Here is a 17,319-nt window from a genome sequence, read left to right on the forward strand (position 1 = left end):
GCACATCGTGCGCTCCTACATGCGCGCCACGTGGCGCGCCACGTGCGCGTTCACACACGCGCGTTTACATGTGCTCGTTGTCGAATCCGCGGAGCTGCGTGTCGCCCCTGTCGATGGTCAGTACCGAGCCCTGGTCGTACCAGTCGCCCAGCACGATTCGCTGGGCCGGGCGGCCGTCGAGGTCGAAGGTGTGGATGGCGGGGCGGTGGGTATGCCCGTGCACCAGGCGTTGCACGCCGGCGTTGCGCATAGCGGTTTCGACGGCGGCCTGGTTCACGTCCATGATGGTCTCGTCGATGCGTCCGGTACGCGACTTGCTGTCGCTGCGTGCCTTGGCGGCGAAGGCGCGGCGTGCTTCCAGCGGCATGGAGAGGATCTGTGCCGCCCAGGCAGGCGTGCGGACCTGGGCGCGCACGGTCTGGTATTCCACGTCGTCGGTGCACAGCAGGTCGCCGTGCATCAGTAGCGTGGGCACGCCTTCGATGTCGTGCACCGTGCCGTCGTCGAGCAGAGTCAGGCCGGCGCGTTCGGCAAAGGCGTCGCCCAGCAGGAAGTCGCGGTTGCCGGCCATGAAGAACACCGGCACGCCGGCGTCGCTAAGGCGGCGCGTGGCGGTGGCGATGCGGGTCGGTAGTTCGGCGTCGTCGTCATCGCCGATCCACGCTTCGACCAGGTCGCCCAGGATGTAGAGCGCCGAGGCGGTGCGCGCTTCATTGGAGGCCAGGAACTGCTCGAACAGCGTGGTGATGGCGGGCCGTGCATCGTCCAGATGCAGGTCCGCGATGAACAGCGTGCTCATGCGGCCTTCGGCGCCGCGGCCTTCTTGTCGGCCTTCTTCGTGGCCGGTTTGGCCGGAGCCGAGCTGCTCCTGGTGGCGGCCGGCGTCGCGGCGGCCGCGGAGGACGCGTGGGCCGGGGCGGCCTTTTCCTCGCCGACCACGCTGGCCGAATCGATGATCACCAGCGGGTTGGGAACATCGCCGACGAACGGCCCCTGCGCGCGTGTGGGCAGGGCGGCGATCTTGTCCACCACATCCATGCCCGAGACGATCTTGCCGAACACGGCAAAGCCCCAGGTGAGGCCGCTCTGGTTGCTGACGTAATCCAGCCGGCGGTTGTCGACCAGGTTGACGAAGAACTGCGACGTGCCTGAGTTGGCGTCGGCGCCGCGGGCCACGGCCACCGTGCCACGCAGGTTGGACAAACCGTTGTCCGCCTCGCTGGGAATGGCGGCGCGCGTGCGCCGCTGGGTCAGGTCGCGGCTGTAGAGGCCGCCCTGCACCAGGTAGCCGTCGACCACGCGATGGAACACCGTGCCGTCGTAGAAACCGTCACGCACGTACTGCAGGAAGTTGGCGACGCTCTTGGGAGCCTTTTCCGGGTACAGCTCCAGGGTGAAGTCGCCCTGCGTGGTGTGCATCAGCACCCTGGGATGTTCCGCGGCACCGGTGGCCGGGGCCGTGGGTTTCGCGGGTTGCTGGGCCAGGGCGCCGAGAGGCAGGGCGAGCAGGACGCTGGCAAGGACGGCTTTGAACATGGGTGACCGATCGCGGCGGCGGAACAGGTCACCGATGATACGCCCCTTCGTGAAACCGTTCGCGCACGCCCGGGCGATCGCGCTCATTCGGTCACGATTTCCAGCTCCAGGCCCAGTTCCGCCAGCGGTTCTCGCTCCTGGTCGAGGTCGGCCTCGGTCAGCGGGTGCTGGTCCAGCCAGTCCGCGGGCAGGGTGAGGCGCAGGCGCTGGCGCGTGGCGACGGCACGGATGCGTGGCAGCGACTCGGCACGGCGCGCACGGCGGAACAGCACGCCCAGGCGCAGGATGGCGGTGATATGCCGGGCCAGCATGCGGTAACGCACGGGAAGCGCGGCGATGACGGATTTTTCCGGCTTGCGGCGGTGCGATTCGACGATCGCCGCCAGCAGCTGTTGCTCCTGGCGCGAGAAGCCCGCCAGGTCCGCGTGGCGCAGGATGTAGGCGCCGTGCCGCTGGTGCTGGCTGTGCGCGATGGCAAGGCCCAACTCGTGCACGCGGGCGGCCCACGACAGCCATTCGCGGCTGTCGTCGTCCAGTTTCCACACCTTGGCCAACTGGTCGAACAGACCCAGCGCCGTGGTCTCGACGCGCCGTGACTGCGCGCGGTCCACGCCGTAGCGCGCGGCCAGCGCGTCGATGCTGGCCATGCGCGGGTCGGTGCCTGCCGAGCGGCCGATCAGGTCCCACAGCAGGCCTTCGCGCATCGAGCTTTCCGACACGCGCAGGCGTTCGATGCCCAGCGCCTCGAAGGCCGCCTCGTAGATGGCGACGCCGCCGGCGAAGACTTCGGCGCGATCCTCGGGCAGTCCCGGCAGCTTGAGCGCGCCGCCGGACGCACCCTGCTCGATCAGGGCCTCGCGCAGCGCGGCCAACGCTTCCGGGGTAATGCCGTCGTCGGAGAGCTTCATCGCGCGGACCACGGCGCCGATGGCCTTGGAGGTGCCCGAGGAACCGTAGGCATCCGCCCAGCCGGCTTCCCGGTAATCCTCGGAGAACTGCTGCAGCAATACGCCGATCTCGCGGCGGGCACGCAGCCAGCGCTTGCGGGTGATCTTGCCGCCGGGGAAAAACCGCAGGGTGCTGGCGATACAGCCCACCTGCACGCTTTCCGTCAGCAACGGCGACGTGCCGCGGCCGATGATGAACTCCGTGCTGCCGCCGCCGATGTCGATCACCAGGCGGTGGTCCCGCGAGGCCGGCAGGTCGTGCGCGGCACCGAGGAAGATCAGGCGACCTTCCTCGCGGCCTGAGACGATCTCGACCGGGTGACCCAGCGCCGCTTCCGCCGCGGACAGGAAGGCGTGCGGGGAGGCCAGCCGGCGCACGGTGTTGGTCGCCACCGCGCGGACGTGCAGGGCGGGAATACCGGCGATGCGCTGGCCGAACCGCGCCAGGCTGGCCAGCGCGGCGGCGCGGTGGCCGGCGTCCAGCGTGCCGTCCGGCCGCAGGCCGATCGCCATGCGCACCGAATCGCGCAGGCGGTCGATCACGCGCGGCTCGCCGTGCTCGTAGCGCGCCACCACCATGTGGAAGCTGTTGGAGCCCAGATCGACCGCGGCGAGGAATTCACCGTCGTTGATCTGCGATTTGCCTGTAGATGCCAAAAGGGATGTCCGCAGCAACGTATCGACGGATTCTGGCACGGTCCGTCAGGGTGGGGTAGGCGCGCGCCGCGGTTTGGGCAGCGCGGACAGCACGAACAGCACGACGCAGAGGAAGCCGAACACCCAGTAATCGGCCGGCGCCGGGCCCCACCAGTGGCGATGCCAGGGCACGTCGACGGGGTCGAAACGCGCCAGTCCGAACGCGGGGTTCAGCACGAACCAGAGGCCATCTTCCACGACCCAGAACAGCATGATGCAGGCGATCGCGCGTACCTGCGCGCGCCAGCTCCAGTAGCCCTGGAACACCATCGGGAAATGGAAGAACAGTGCGATGAACGGAAACACGTAGGCGTGGTAGCCGGTCATGGCGCGGCCGCCCCAGAACAAGTCGAGCAGCCAGTGGTGTTCGATCCGCCAGGTGGGCAGGCTGGTGGCCCAGCCGTGCGCGCCTTCGATCTCGATCTCCACATGCGCGAACAGGAAGGCCAGCAGCAGGGTGAAGGCCGCGGTGGCGAGCACCGACAGCGCGCGTCGTCCCGGGGAATGGATCATGCCGTGCCCCGCAGGTCGAGCACCCGGGCGATCACGTCGCGTGCCGCATGGGGCCGTCCGATGGCACGGGCGCGGGAGGCCATCGTGGCAAGCAGGTCGGGTGCGTCGCGCAGCACGTCGACGCGCCAGGCCAGGGCTACGGCGTCGATCGCCTTCCACGCCGCGCCCTGTTCCAGGAGGTAGTCGGCATTACGTTCTTCCTGGCCGGGGATGGGGGCGTTGACGATCATGGGCAGGCCCATCGCCAGGCACTCGGAGGCGGTCAGGCCGCCCGGCTTGGTGATGGCCAGGTCGCAGCAGGCCATCACTTCATCGACGCGACGCGTGAAGCCCAGGGGGAACAGGCGCCCCGCATGCCGGGTCGCGGCCAGGGCGCGCAGGCGTTCAAGCATGGCGGCATTGCGTCCGGCGAGCACCACCAGCTGGAAGGTGCCGCCGGCGGCCAGCAGCGTGTCGGCCAGCCGGTCCAGTTCGCCCACCCCGGCGCCCCCGCCCATCACCAGGAAGGTGGGGCGCGACGGGTCCAGGCCGAAGCCGGCGGCCAGTGCCTGGCGATCGTGTGGACCGGCGAAGGCCGGCATCAGCGGTATGCCGGTGGTATGGATGCGGTCGGCCGGCAGACCCACCGCGCGCATGCGATGGGCGATCTCGGGACTGGCCGCGAAGTAACCGGCCATGCCCTGCACCACCCACAGGCGGTGCAGGTCGAAGTCGGTGACCTGCAGCCACACCGGGGTATCGATGCGGCCCTTGCGGATCTGCCGGGCCAGCATCTCGGCCGGCAGGAAATGCGTGCAGACGATGGCGTCCGGCGCAAACGCGGCGATCGCCGTGCGCAGGCGTCGCGTGTTCAGGCGCTCGATGGTGCGGCGCATGCGCGCGGTCACGGCATCCGGATGGGTGTCGTCGGTGATGCGGTAGAGCATGCCCCACAGCCGCGGATAGCGGGTGATCAGGCTGAGGTAGAAGTCGGCGTAGATGCGCCGGAACGTGGCGGGCACGTAATGCATCACGTCCAGGTGCTTCGCCTCCACGTCGTGGCCTTCGGCGGCCAGCGCCGCCACCGACGCTTCCAGCGCCTCGGCGGCGCGCACATGCCCGGCGCCGGCGGAAACCGACAGGAACAGGACGCGCCGGGTCACCCGCAATACGCCGAGAGCAGCGCCTGCTGCGCACTGTGCGGTGCCTCGCCCATGGCGGGCTGGTTGCGCGTGTAGCGGCCATCCGCGCCCAGCAGCCATGCCTGCGTGTTGTCGCGCAGGTAGTTTTCCAGGGTTTCGCCGTAGACCCGGGCAGCCAGTTCCGTATCGAGGATCGGCACGGCCACCTCGATGCGGCGCATCAGGTTGCGCTCCATCCAGTCGGCGCTGGCGCAGTAGAGCTCCGGCGCGCCGTCGTTGCCGAACCAGTAGACGCGGCTGTGCTCGAGGAAACGGCCGATGATCGAGCGCACGCGGATGTTGTCCGACACGCCGGGAATGCCCGGGCGCAGGGTGCAGGCGCCACGGATGATCAGGTCGATGCCGACGCCGGCCATGGAGGCGCGGTAGAGGGCTTCCACCACGTGCGCCTCGTTGAGCGCATTGAGCTTGGCGACGATGCGCGCGGGCCGGCCGTTGCGTGCGTGCTCGATCTCGCGCTCGATCTTGCCCATCACGCTGCTGTAAAGGGTGAACGGCGAATGCAGCAAGCGCTTCAGCTGGATCATCGGGCCCAGGCCGGACAGCTGCTGGAACACCTTGTGGATGTCCTCGCCGATGTCCGCGTTGGAGGTCATCAGGCCGATGTCGGTGTAGCCGCGGCTGTTGCCCTGGTGGTAGTTGCCCGTGGACAGGTGCACGTAGCGGCGCAGCCCGCCAGTTTCGCGTCGCACGATCAGCAGCATCTTGGCGTGGGTCTTGTAGCCGACCACGCCGTAGACCACCTGCACGCCGGCTTCCTGCAGGCGCGTGGCCAGGCCGATGTTGGCCTCCTCGTCGAAGCGGGCGCGCAACTCGATCACCACCGTGACGTCCTTGCCGTTGCGCGCCGCCTCTACCAGCAGATCGACCAGCGGCGAATCCTTGCCGGCGCGGTAGAGGGTCTGCTTGATCGCCAGCACGCCCGGATCCGTCGACGCGCGGCGCAGCAGTTCGATCACGGAGACGAAGGATTCGTACGGGTGGTGCAGCAGCACGTCGCGCGCGCCCAGCACGTCGAACTCGTTGACGCCCTTGCCGAACGCCGGGGAAAGGCGTGGCGTGAACCGCGGGAATTTCAGGTCCGGGCGATCCACCTGGTCGTAGATCAGGCCCGAGCGGATGATGTTGACCGGGCCGTCGCAGCGGTAGACGTCGGCGTCTTCCAGCTGGAAGTTGGCCACCAGCATCTCGGTGATCGCGCGCGGGCAGTCCGCACCCACTTCCAGTCGTACCGGGCGCGCGTAGCCGCGGCCGACCAGTTCCTCGCTCAACGCGCGGGCGAGGTTCTCCACCTCGGCCTCCTCCACCACCAGCTCGCTGTTGCGGGTAACGCGGAACTGGTAGGCCGCGCAGACGCGGAAGCCGGGGAAGATCTCGTCCGCGAACGCCTGCAGCACTTCGGCCAGGAACACGAAGTCGCCGTCGTTGCCGTCCACTTCGCCGGGCACATGGATGATGCGTGGCAGCGAGCGCGGCGCGCGGACCAGCGCCATGTGGCCCTCGCGACCGAACGCGTCGCGGCCTTCGAGCACCACGGCGAGGTTGAGCGTCTTGTTGAGGATGCGCGGGAAAGGGTGGGCCGGATCGAGGCCCAGCGGCGACAGCACCGGCATGATCTCGTTCTGGAAATAGCCCTGCAGCCAGCGGCGCTGGCGATCGCTCCATGCTTCGCGGGTCAGGAAGCGGATGCCCTCGCTTTCCAGCGTGGGCAGCAGTTCCTCGTGCCAGATGGCGTACAGCTCGCCGACCAGTTCCAGCGTGCGCTGGCGGATACGGCTGAGGACCTCCGCCGAAGACAGCCCGTCGGCTCCCGGCAACGCCGCGCCCAGGGCATGCTTGTGCTTGAGCACGGCCACGCGCACCTCGAAGTACTCGTCGAGGTTGTTGCTGACGATGGTCAGGTAGCGCAGGCGCTCCAGCGCCGGGACATCGGGATCGCGGGCCTGCGCCAGCACACGGAAGTTGAATTCCAGCGCCGCCAGTTCACGGTTGATGTAGAGGTCGGGGTGACCGAGGTCGACGGGTTCGCTCATTCGTTCCGCTGGTCCTTTCATGACGTCCGATGGTGGCGCATGGACGATCATGCCGGAAAGCGGCGTCGCAGCAACCCGCCGTCGCGTGCCGGCCACGAATCAGCCGTGCAGGCCGGCGGCTTCGTGGAGCCGGGCCGCATCGGCCAGGCGTTCGCTGCCGAACACACAGGCGAAGGTGGAGCCCTTGCCGGGTTCGCTCTCGATCACCAGCCGTGCCTGGTGCAGGTTCAGCACGTGCTTGACGATGGACAGGCCCAGGCCGGTGCCGCCGGAATCGCGCGAGCGGCTGGACGATACGCGATAGAACCGCTCGGTCAGCCGCGCGATATGCGAGGCGGGAATGCCGAAACCGGAATCCTGCACCGAGAACCGCGCCCCTTCCTCGATCGCGGCCCAGCGGATGACGATCTTGCCGCCCGTGGGGGTGTAACGCACCGCGTTGCTGACCAGGTTGGAAAACGCGCTGTGCAGGTCCTTCGGCGAGCCCATCAGGTCGTGTCCCGTGGCCACGTCCAGCGACACGGTATGGCGGCCCTGGCTCAGCGCCTCGGCCTCCTTGCGCAGGCTGGCCAGCAGGGGTGCCATCGCCACGGGTTCGTCGGCGACGTGTTCCTGGGTTTCCAGCCGTGACAGCGTGAGCAGGTCTTCCACGATCTGGCCCATCCGCTTGGACTGCGCGCGCATCTCGTCCAGGACCGGGGCAAGCTCCGGCACGTCCTCGGGGTCGAGCAGTTCCAGGTAGCCGTGGATGACCGTCAGCGGGGTGCGCAGCTCATGCGACACGTTGGCCACGAAATCCCGCCGGATCTGCTCCAGCCGGGTGAGGTGGCTGGTGTCGCGTGCCAGCAACAGCCGCTGGCGGCTGCCGAAGGGCAGCAGCGTGGCGGTCACGTGCCGGTTCGGATGCCCGGGGGCGGTCACGTCGTTGAGCGGTTCGCGCGCGCCGTCGGCCAGCCATTCGGACAGGTCGGTGTTGCGCATCAGGTCGGCCAGCACCCGGCCACGGTCGCGCGCCTGTTTCAGCCCGAGCAGTTCCTCCGCCGCATGGTTGAACCAGCGCACGTGGTGCGAGTGGTCCAACAGGACCACGGCATCGGGCAGGGTTCCCGCGGCGCTGCGCAGGTCACGCAGGCGGGAGGCGATTCGGCGGGTGCGGGTCATGAGACGGTCATACTCGGGGGCATGCGTGGCGGTCGAAGGCAACATTGGCCGTGTGTTGTGACGGAACAGAGACAGCAGCACGACGATTTGCCCCAGCGCGACCACGGTCACACCGACCAGGGGCGCGTGCACCAGCCAGCCGGCCACGCCGCCCAGTACGAGTAGGGCCGCGCAACCGGCGGGAAGGCGCCAGGAATAAAGGAAACGGTGTGACATGACGGGTACGGCCGGTGGTCGTTCAGATGCTCGGACCATAGCGTGCCCGCCCGCGCAAACCTAGGTGCTGGCGGAGAAGCGATAGCCCGCGCCGCGCACCGTCTGCACCATGTCGTCGAGCTTCCACGGCTCCAGCGTCTTGCGCAGGCGCCGGATATGCACATCCACGGTGCGTTCCTCGACGTAGACGCTGCCGCCCCAGACATGGTCCAGCAACTGGGCACGGGAGTAGACCCGCTCCGGATGGGTCATGAAGAAGAACAGCAGCCGGTACTCGGTCGGGCCGATGGGCACGGCTTCCTCGCCGGCGAACACGCGGTGGGCGGGCCCATCGATACGCAGGCCGCCCAGTTCGACCACGCCCGACCCGTCGTCGCCCTGGCTGCGGCGCAGGACCGCCTTGATGCGGGCGATGAGTTCGCGGGTGGAGAAGGGCTTGATGACATAGTCGTCCACCCCGGCTTCCAGGCCGTTGACGCGATCCATCTCCTCGCCGCGGGCGGTGAGCATGATGATCGGGATTTCCCGTGACAGTTCTTCCCGTCGCAGGCGCCGGGCCAGTTCCAGTCCGCTGGTGCCGGGAAGCATCCAGTCGAGCAGGATCAGGTCCGGAACGCGCTCGGAAATGGCCATCTGTGCGGCGCGGGCGTCCGCGGCGTGAGCCGCGTCCATACCCGCCTTGCGAAGTGCGAACGCGACCATGTCGCGGATCGAAGCTTCGTCTTCTACGATGAGAATGCGCTTATGCACGCGTGGGCCGCTCGGTGGCTGTGACCGTCATATTGCAGCCTTGCAGTGTTACACGGGAATGACAACGGTCACATTCCGTTTCTCAGCGTGGTCCGAGACCCGGCCCACTGGCTGCGGCCGTCGGGGTTGTCATCGGTGGTAATCCGCCGTTTGCGCAGCTCCAGCAGCAGCGGGGTGAGGTCGGCGATGCGCGCCTGGACGCGCGATCGCTGGTAATAATCCAGGTCGTTCCGGCCCAGTAGCCGTTTCAGCTGCTCCATGGCGTCGAACGGCCGGCCGGAGAGGTAGGCGCTGTCCGCATACGCCTCCGCGGCCCGGACGCCGTCGCCGGACAGCTCGCTGGCCCGTGCGAAGGTGCGGTAGATGTCCGGGTCTTCACTGTCGTCCAGCATCGGCCGGAGCATGGCGGTGGCGATGCGGGCGTCCTCGACCCGTCCGGTACCGGTGAGGGCGCGGGCGTAACCCAGGGCCACCGCGCGGTTACGCGGAGAGTTGTCATGCAGGGCCTTGTAGATCGCCATGCCGTCGCCGTGGCGGCCCGCGTTCTCGTAGGCGTCGGCCAGGGCCAGGCGCAGCACGACGCTGGACGGCGCCCTGGCCAGCAGGGGCTGCAACTCGGCGGCGGCCTGGGCGCCCTGGCCGATGCGCAGCAGGCAGAGGGCATAGCCGTAGCGGTTGGCCGCGGTGTCGAAATCCTTCCGCTTCAGGTTGGTGGCGTAATACGGCGCCAGCTGGCGTGCGTCGCCCGAGAGCACGCGCACGCGCTCGCGCATCAGCGCGTAGGTGTCGTCGACGCCGTCCCTGGCCACCTTCCCCGAGGGGGAGATCAGCGTGGTCGGGTCTTTGACGAAGAGCATCGGGGCCGTGCTCTTTTCCCAGGTGGCCTTGTCCAGCGTCGGCTGGCGCGGCCGGTTGGCCTGGGCTTCCTCCAGCGTGCGGGCGCGCGCCTTGGCTTCGCTGATGCGTGCCAGGGTCACCGGGTGGGTCTGCAGGAGCGCCGGCAGGGCTTCCTCGCCCTGGCCCACCCGCAGCGTGTCCTGCATGCGGCCGAAGAAGGCGCCCATCGCCTCGGGATCGTAGCCGGCTCGGGAGAGGGTCTGGATACCCACGCGGTCGGCTTCCACTTCGTCCTTGCGGGTGAAGTTGATCTGCCGCTGCATCAGCAGGCCCTGGCCGCCCATCAGCACGGCCGGCGCGGCATCGCCCAGGCCGCCGCCGGCGCCGGCCGCGATGGCGCCCAGCAGCACCAGGGCCATCAACGGCGCGTTCTTCTTGGAGTCCTCGAAGGCGCGGTAGAGGTGGTTCTGCGTGATGTGGCCGATCTCGTGGGCCATGACGCCGGCCAGCTCACTCTCGTTCTGCGTGATGTTGATCAGGCCGGCATTGACGCCGATGTAGCCCCCGGGCGCGGCGAAGGCGTTGATCTGGGTGTCGCGGACGATGAAGAACTGGAAGTGGTCCTTGGGCCGGTCGCTCGCCGCCACCAGGCGATAGCCCAGGTCGTTGATGTACTGGTCCAGCAGGGCATCGTCCAGCGTCAGGTCGAGTGCATGCATCTGGCGCAGCATCATCGCCCCGTATTCGTCGGCCTCCCGCGGGCTGATCAGCGCATTGGCCGAGCTGCCCAGGTCGGGCAGGCGGACGTTGTCCTGGGCGCCGGCGGCGAAGGTGGCGAGCGCGGCGGCGGCGATCAGGGGCAGGCGAAGACGTGGGATACGCATAGGTGGGAGGACGATACCATCACCCGGTGGCGAACGATTGCCTTGTAAAATAGCCGCCGGATCGCCATTTTTCACCCTCATCCCGGCTTGGAGTTCCCCTCCCGTGTCCACCCCCGACATCACCATCTATTCCACCGCCGTATGTCCCTACTGCGTGGCCGCCAAGAACCTGCTCAAGGCCAAGGGCCTTGCATGGAACGAGGTGCGCATCGACACGGATCCGGCCCAGCGCGACCTCATGCTGGAGAAGAGCGGCGGCCGTCGCACGGTGCCGCAGATCTTCATCAACGGCACCCATGTGGGCGGTTTCGACGACCTGGCCGCGGCCGACCGCAGCGGCCGGCTGGCCGAGATCCTCGAGGCGGCGAACTGATGGCCGATAAGCGCGTCGAGGACTTCACGGCGTTCCGCCAGCGGATGAACGAGCGCATCCTCGGCGAGGACAACCAGGTGGTGCGCCGCTTCTTCGCCCTGGACACCCAGACCTACCGGGCGGGCGCGCTGGACGTCAAGACCAAGGAAATGCTTGGCCTGGTCGCTTCCATGGTGCTGCGTTGCGACGACTGCATCAGCTACCACGTGGCCCAGTGCAAGGAGGCGGGGGTGAACCGCGACGAGTTCTTCGAGGTGTTCAGCGTGGGCCTGGTGGTGGGCGGCTCGATCGTCATTCCCCACCTGCGTCGCGCCGTGGATTTCCTCGACTCGCTCGAGGGCGAACCGGCCACGGATGCCGCCGCCTGCGCGGACCATCCCGCCGCCTGATCGACCATGGCGCCCTTCCGGGGCGCCATCCTTGAAGGAAGAGGGCAGGATCGCCGATAATTGGGCGATTTTTCTCCCCACGCGTGCGCTTCGGCACGTGTCATGCGACACACCTTCAGGAGTACTCCCATGAGCAAGACGATTGCCGTGATTCCCGGCGACGGCATCGGCCCCGAGATCATGGACGCGACCATCCGTGTCCTCGACGCCCTCGACTGTGGCCTGTCCTACGAGTATGTGGACGCCGGCGTGGTCGCGCTCGAAAAGCACGGCGACCTGCTGCCGCAGGCCACGATCGACACCATCGCCAGGCACAAGGTGGCCCTGAAGGGTCCGCTGACCACCCCGATCGGCGGCGGCTTCACCTCGATCAACGTCACCCTGCGGCGCAAGTTCGACCTCTACGCCAACGTGCGTCCGGCGATCAGCTTCCCGGGCACCAAGGCGCGCTTCGAGAACATCGACATCATCACCGTGCGCGAGAACACCGAAGGCGCATACCTCGCCGAAGGCCAGACGCAGACGGGCGAAGGCGACAACGAAGTGGCCGTGTCGATGATCCGCAACACCCGTCCGGGCATGCAGCGCATCTGCCGCTATGCGTTCGAGATGGCTCGCCAGAAGGGCCGCAAGAAGGTCACGGCGGTGCACAAGGCCAACATCATGAAGACCTCGTCGGGCCTGTTCCTGACGGTGGCGCGTGAAGTGGCCAAGGATTACACGGACATCGAGTTCAACGAGATGATCGTGGACAACGCGTGCATGCAGCTGGTGATGAATCCGTACCAGTTCGACGTGATCGTCACCACCAATCTTTTCGGTGACATCCTGTCCGACCTGTGTGCCGGTCTGGTCGGTGGCCTGGGCCTCGCGCCGGGCGCGAACATCGGCAAGGACGCGGCCATCTTCGAGGCGGTTCACGGTTCGGCGCCGGACATCGCGGGGCAGAAGAAGGCCAACCCGTGTGCGTTGCTGCTTGCCGCGGCGGACATGCTGGATCACCTGGACATGGTTGCCAAGGCTACGCGTCTGCGCAGCGCCATCCGCGATGTGATGGATGCTCGTGATCGCACGACGCCGGATGTGGGTGGTACGGGTACGACGGATACCTTCGGTGATGCGATCGTGGAGCGTATTCGCGCTACGGCGTGAGGTTTGATCGTTCTTGAAAGACCTCGCGAGATTCGCGAGGTCTTTTTTTTGACTTTTTTGGGCGTGTAGGGCTCGCCTTCGGCATCGCGCTGGGCCTTCGAGCTTTGGAGCCTTGGGGCGTGGAGCAAGAGCCGGCGGGTGCCACCCTCGGGGCCACGCCTGCGGCGACCCGTCAATGAAGGGCCGCGTCCGCGGCCGTGTATTGATTGCCCTTCGGGCCCGGGTCGGGCTTCGAACGGGGATTTCCGACTCGACATCCTGTCTCGCGAAAATGGCCGGCCGTCCTGGCCGGCCCCGCTACGCGGCCTTGTCCGTTCGAAGCCCTCGCCTGCGGCTACCGGCCCCGAGGGTGTCTGAGGTGGTCTAATCTTTCTGGACAGTCCGATAGGATTCACAGGCAGAAGGAGGTGAGCTATGGGACGTAAAGAGATATCGCAATCGCAGCGAGACGACGCCGTACATCTGGTGGTGGCCGAGGGGCATACGGTACGACAGGTATGCCAGCTGATGGATGTAGGCCCGACAGCGTTGAGGCGCTGGCTGGCGATACATGAAGAGGCTAAGTCGACCGGGGTTCATGCCCCCACGGCGGCGGATGATCGGCGGCGTATCGTCGAGCTTGAGTCGCAGGTACTTCAGCTAAAGGAGGAGCGCGAACTTTTAAAAAAATCCATCGCCTTCTTCGTTCGGGAGAGCGATCGCCCACGGCGGTGATCGACGAGCTGAAGGAGGCCTACCCGGTATCGCGGCTGTGCGAGGCGATGGAATACCCCCGTAGCAGCTATTACGCCAAGCGGGCAGACGAGGTACAGCCGGCGGTTGCCGATCCGGCGCTAGTAGCAAGGGTCAAGCAGATTCATCGCCAGAGCCGAGGCAGTTACGGCACCCGTCGCATGGCGGCTGAGTTGGGTCGCCAAGGCATGCCGACAGGGCGATATCGGGCGCGCACGTTGATGAGGCAGGCCGGTCTATGGGCCGAGCGGGTGCGTCGTCACGTGTACCGGACGGCGAGCAAGGCGGCTGTGCCGGCCCCCAATCGCCTCGAACGGCAATTCAACGTCGCCCGGCCCGACCAGGTTTGGGTCGGTGACATTACCTTTGTGCCTACCCGACAGGGTTGGCTCTATCTGGCCGTTGTCGTGGATCTTTATGCACGCCGGATCGTGGGCTGGGCCTTTTCAACCCGGCCGAATGCACAGCTGGCCGTTGCCGCCCTGGACATGGCAATCAGAGAGAGGAAACCGTCGGGGAATCTCATGTTCCACTCCGATCAAGGTGCGCAGTACAACAGTTTTGACTTTCTCGGACGCCTCAAGGCCCTGGGGATTACCCAAAGTATGAGCAGGCGCGGCAACTGTTGGGATAACGCGGTTGCCGAGCGCGTCTTCGCCACGTTGAAAACCGAATGGGTGACATCGACTTACAGCAACCGCGATGAAGCCCAAAGCGACATCACTGTTTTCTTGACGTCGTACTACAACTACCGGCGCCTACATGCGGCCAACGGGCAGGTGCCGCCAGCCATTTACGAGATGATGGCGGCCCGAAAATAACGCCCTATCGGGTGTCCAGAAATACTTGACCACGACAGGCACCCGCCGGCTCTCCCCACCGGTAAGGCGTGGGGTAGGAGAGCGCGGTTGCGCAAATGGCCGGCGATTAGTTCTGCTTGAGAAGTGTCGTGCGTTTATCGGCGACGATCTGTTTGGTGTTGCTCACTTCTTCAGCGTCCGAGCTGTTGGCTATTTCTCCCGAAGCGTCGATTTCTACTGTCCGGACAAAATCCTGGCTGTAGCGAACCCGGTAATGTTCTCCCGCCGTCAGGTTGTAGTCCGCTGCCAGGTCCAGAAGATGCGACAGCGTCTGGCCGGGATCGACGCGAACAAAGAAATGGGAGGGATTTATCGGTGATACGCGAACGTATCGGCCAATGAACGTTGCGGGACGTCCTTCCTGATCCGTGACCTCGAAGACGTTGCCCATCAGGTGACCATCAGGCGTGAACAAGGGCGTGCGGTGACGAGGTAGGTAAACCGCGTGGTCGCTCACGTTACGGATCGTCACGGTCAACTGGTTCGACGATACGGACCCTTGTGGCGCTTGGCCATCAATGTGGACCTGGAGGGTTGCCCCATCATGCGCGAGGGCAGGCAGTACGATGACTAAAGCAGCGAATACGGCAATCCGGCGAAAAGCCTTGCGACTTTCCATGGAGAAGCTCCTTCTTCAAAAGCGTGCGCATGAGATTGCTCTACACGACCGAAGAATGCAGCGAGTTTAGAAAAAAAGTGCATTTTTTCAGATTTATTCTACGTTCTCTTATTCATTACGCAGGGGCGATGCGCGATGAGCACTTCGACGTGGGTGGCACGCTTAGAGCGACTGGCGCAAGTGTGGCGACTCATTCGTTTCACCACGGCAAACGCTCGCCTGCGCCGAATACTGTTCGACGCACCATGTCTGCCACTTTCGCGTATTTCGTGCGCGCTGGCTGGGTAGCAGGTGGCCGTTCTGTGGGCCGAAAGCGCGGCCGGTGATGACCTTGAGTACGAATTCCAGGCCGTCGTGGACGTACCACGGTTGTGACTGGCGATCGCGTGAGCCGACGCGGCGGACCGAGATGGATTGTTCGGGGAGGCGGCGGCCGTCGCCGATGTGGCCCGATGTCAAAGAGGGTCCGCCGTCAGCGACGGATCAGCCGCGATAGAACGGGTAGGGCGCCAGGAAGATAAGCCAGATCGCCAGCACGATGCCGACGTACTTGACCAGTCGGAACAGCTTGGGGTTGGCCTTCTTGAAACGGCGGGTGCGTTCGCGACCGCGCTTGTTGAGGGCGAACATGCGGTTGACGAAGCCGACCTGTTCGTTGCCGTCGTCGCTGTTGGGCGAGGCGGTGATGGAGCCCATGAAGGCGCCGACGCGTTTGTTGATCGCCGTCATCATGCTGCTTTTCAGGGGGCGCTCGACATCGGCGAACAGGATGACGCGGGTCTGGTCGGTGCGGTTCTCGGCCCAGTGCACGTAGGTTTCGTCGAAGACGACGTCTTTGCCGTCGCGCCAGGCGTGCATCTCGCCGTCGACGAAGATGCGGCACTCGTCGGAGTTGGGCGTGATCAGGCCGAGGTGATAGCGCAGCGAACCGGCGAAGGGATCGCGATGCGGGTTGAGCTTGCTGCCGGGTGGGAGCAGGGCGAACATCGCGGCCTTCACGCTGGGGATGGCGTTGAGCAGTTTCACCGTCTCGGGGCAGAGCGTTTCGGCGGAGGTGAGCGGCTCGCCGTACCACTTGAGGTAGAAGCGCTTCCAGCCCTGTTTGAAGAAGGAGTTGAACGAGGCATCGTTGTGTTTCTCCGCCGAGCGGATGAAACCTTCGTCGAACAGGTGCATCGCCTCGGCGCGGATCGCCTGCCAGTTGGTCTGCAACAGGTCGAGTTGCGGGAAGCCGCTGCGATCCAGGATGGGGCGGGCCGGTACGGCGGAGAAGGCGTACATCAGCAGGTTATACGGGGCGAAAATGGCCGAGTGGTCGACCAGCTGGCGATCGAAGCGCAGGCGCGAACGACCGCGCAGGTGCACCCGCAGCACGCACAGGGTGAACAGGATCAGGACATACAGGACGATGAAGCGGGGTCCGAGGAAATTCATGTGTGGCGACTCGACGTGGACGAGCGATACATGCGGCCGAGGCGGCCCGTATCAACGCGTCTAGGATACTCCCCCGTCAATGGCCGAGCACGTGGACCTCGCCGTTTGCGGGTTTCCAGGCGCGCCGGAACGCCCCGTTCGTCCATGCGATGGCCTCGCGGACGGCGGTGCGCGGCGATTTGCCCCGGGCCAGTGCGGCCGTGACGGCGGCGGCCAGGGTGCATCCGCTGCCGTGGCCTTCGATCGGCAGGCGCGGATGGCGCAGCTCGATGACGCCACGGGCGTCGTAGTAGCGATCGACCAGTGTGCGGCCCTTGCCGTGGCCACCCTTGAGCAGCACGCCACGCGTGCCGAGGGCGAGCAGGTCGGCACCGGCGGTGTCCAGGTCGCGTCCCAGTGGTCGGCCGAGCAGTACCTCGGCCTCGGGAAGGTTCGGCGTGAGCACGTCGGCCAGTGGGACCAGGCGGGTGACCAGGGCCTCGAGCGCATCCTCGTCCAGCAGGCGCCGTCCGCTGGTGGCCAGCATCACCGGATCGACCACCAGCCACGCAGGTTGCCGGCGCTGCATTTGCGTCGCCACGAGTCGGGTGATCGCGGCGCTACCGAGCATGCCGGTCTTGACCGCGGCGATGGGGAAGTCGTCGAACAGTGCATCCAGCTGGCTGCGCACATGGGCCACGGGCACCGTGTGCACGGCGGTGACGCCGCGCGTGTTCTGCGAGGTGACGGCGGTGACCGCGGTGAGCCCGTGCGTGCCGCGCGCGTGGAAGGTTTTCAGGTCGGCCTGGAGGCCGGCGCCGCCGCCGGCATCGGAGCCGGCGATGGTGAGGGTGTTGGGGCGGAGGGTGGGGCGGGGGGGCATGGGGCTGATGATAGCCGGGCTGGGGAACGTATCCGGAAGCGGTTTCCATAGGGAGGTGCCCGGCCCGGTCTTGGAGGGACCGGGGCCAGGTTGCTTCGCGAGCAGGCTCGCTCCTACAGGATCGCGAGCAGGCTCGCTCCTACA

The 17,319-nt window shown here is 66.6% G+C and carries 16 protein-coding genes; 4 read left to right on the plus strand and 12 right to left on the minus strand.

What is annotated here, in order from left to right; translation table 11 throughout:
• Positions 1 to 64 precede the first annotated feature (64 nt).
• The 9 genes from AB8808_RS06960 to AB8808_RS07000 form a co-directional block, all read right to left on the minus strand.
• Positions 65 to 799, minus strand: coding sequence for a UDP-2,3-diacylglucosamine diphosphatase (locus tag AB8808_RS06960; protein WP_369927935.1), 735 nt, complete (start codon positions 797 to 799; stop codon positions 65 to 67).
• Positions 796 to 1,536 (minus strand): peptidylprolyl isomerase, encoded by a 741-nt coding sequence (locus tag AB8808_RS06965; protein ID WP_369927937.1) that lies wholly within the window; start codon positions 1,534 to 1,536, stop codon positions 796 to 798. Before AB8808_RS06965 ends, AB8808_RS06960 begins: the two co-directional genes overlap by 4 nt.
• Positions 1,537 to 1,619: 83 nt before the next feature.
• Complete coding sequence (locus tag AB8808_RS06970; RefSeq protein WP_369927939.1) at positions 1,620 to 3,140, minus strand: Ppx/GppA phosphatase family protein; 1,521 nt, start codon at positions 3,138 to 3,140, stop codon at positions 1,620 to 1,622.
• A 45-nt stretch (positions 3,141 to 3,185) separates the two neighbouring features.
• Positions 3,186 to 3,692 (minus strand): hypothetical protein, encoded by a 507-nt coding sequence (locus AB8808_RS06975; RefSeq protein WP_369927941.1) that lies wholly within the window; start codon positions 3,690 to 3,692, stop codon positions 3,186 to 3,188.
• Positions 3,689 to 4,834 carry an MGDG synthase family glycosyltransferase gene (locus tag AB8808_RS06980; RefSeq protein WP_369927943.1) on the minus strand — a complete coding sequence of 382 codons (1,146 nt, stop codon included), beginning with the start codon at positions 4,832 to 4,834 and terminating at the stop codon, positions 3,689 to 3,691. The genes AB8808_RS06975 and AB8808_RS06980 overlap by 4 nt, the downstream gene beginning before the upstream one ends.
• Complete coding sequence (ppk1, locus tag AB8808_RS06985; RefSeq protein WP_369927945.1) at positions 4,831 to 6,927, minus strand: polyphosphate kinase 1; 2,097 nt, start codon at positions 6,925 to 6,927, stop codon at positions 4,831 to 4,833. Before ppk1 ends, AB8808_RS06980 begins: the two co-directional genes overlap by 4 nt.
• A gap of 78 nt (positions 6,928 to 7,005) precedes the next feature.
• On the minus strand, positions 7,006 to 8,283 hold the full coding sequence (gene phoR, locus AB8808_RS06990; RefSeq protein WP_369927947.1) for a phosphate regulon sensor histidine kinase PhoR: 1,278 nt from the start codon (positions 8,281 to 8,283) through the stop codon (positions 7,006 to 7,008).
• 60 nt (positions 8,284 to 8,343) lie between these two features.
• Positions 8,344 to 9,033 (minus strand): phosphate regulon transcriptional regulator PhoB, encoded by a 690-nt coding sequence (gene phoB / locus AB8808_RS06995; RefSeq protein ID WP_036142766.1) that lies wholly within the window; start codon positions 9,031 to 9,033, stop codon positions 8,344 to 8,346.
• A gap of 68 nt (positions 9,034 to 9,101) precedes the next feature.
• Positions 9,102 to 10,754, minus strand: a complete 1,653-nt coding sequence (locus AB8808_RS07000; RefSeq protein ID WP_369927950.1) for a M48 family metalloprotease — start codon at positions 10,752 to 10,754, stop codon at positions 9,102 to 9,104.
• Positions 10,755 to 10,857: 103 nt separating this feature from the next.
• On the opposite strand from AB8808_RS07000, the gene grxC reads away from it, so the two are divergent.
• From grxC to AB8808_RS07020, 4 genes are all read left to right on the plus strand, one after another.
• The gene (gene grxC / locus AB8808_RS07005) at positions 10,858 to 11,127 is read left to right on the plus strand and encodes a glutaredoxin 3 (protein ID WP_369927952.1); all 270 of its coding nucleotides are present in this window, start codon (positions 10,858 to 10,860) and stop codon (positions 11,125 to 11,127) included.
• Positions 11,127 to 11,516 (plus strand): carboxymuconolactone decarboxylase family protein, encoded by a 390-nt coding sequence (locus tag AB8808_RS07010; protein WP_369927954.1) that lies wholly within the window; start codon positions 11,127 to 11,129, stop codon positions 11,514 to 11,516. Before grxC ends, AB8808_RS07010 begins: the two co-directional genes overlap by 1 nt.
• Before the next feature lie 129 nt (positions 11,517 to 11,645).
• On the plus strand, positions 11,646 to 12,668 hold the full coding sequence (locus tag AB8808_RS07015; RefSeq protein WP_369927956.1) for an isocitrate dehydrogenase: 1,023 nt from the start codon (positions 11,646 to 11,648) through the stop codon (positions 12,666 to 12,668).
• 414 nt (positions 12,669 to 13,082) lie between these two features.
• Positions 13,083 to 14,221, plus strand: a protein-coding gene (locus tag AB8808_RS07020; protein ID WP_369927958.1) for an IS3 family transposase whose coding sequence is annotated in 2 segments (ribosomal slippage) — positions 13,083 to 13,329 and positions 13,329 to 14,221 — 1,140 coding nt in all. Because the reading frame shifts where the segments join, the coding sequence is not laid out codon by codon here.
• A gap of 106 nt (positions 14,222 to 14,327) precedes the next feature.
• Here the strand turns inward: AB8808_RS07020 and AB8808_RS07025 are convergent.
• The 3 genes from AB8808_RS07025 to thiD all read right to left on the minus strand — a co-directional run bounded on the left by AB8808_RS07025 (position 14,328) and on the right by thiD (position 17,175).
• Positions 14,328 to 14,879 (minus strand): hypothetical protein, encoded by a 552-nt coding sequence (locus AB8808_RS07025; RefSeq protein WP_369927961.1) that lies wholly within the window; start codon positions 14,877 to 14,879, stop codon positions 14,328 to 14,330.
• Positions 14,880 to 15,362: 483 nt separating this feature from the next.
• Entirely contained in the window at positions 15,363 to 16,313 is a 951-nt protein-coding gene (locus tag AB8808_RS07030) for an aspartyl/asparaginyl beta-hydroxylase domain-containing protein (RefSeq protein WP_369927963.1), read from the minus strand.
• A 76-nt stretch (positions 16,314 to 16,389) separates the two neighbouring features.
• Positions 16,390 to 17,175 (minus strand): bifunctional hydroxymethylpyrimidine kinase/phosphomethylpyrimidine kinase, encoded by a 786-nt coding sequence (gene thiD, locus AB8808_RS07035; protein ID WP_369927966.1) that lies wholly within the window; start codon positions 17,173 to 17,175, stop codon positions 16,390 to 16,392.
• Positions 17,176 to 17,319: the final 144 nt, after the last annotated feature.

Origin of the sequence: Xanthomonas sp. NCPPB 2632, from assembly GCF_041228075.2 — a bacterium.
In the GTDB taxonomy this organism is placed as follows: domain Bacteria; phylum Pseudomonadota; class Gammaproteobacteria; order Xanthomonadales; family Rhodanobacteraceae; genus Luteibacter.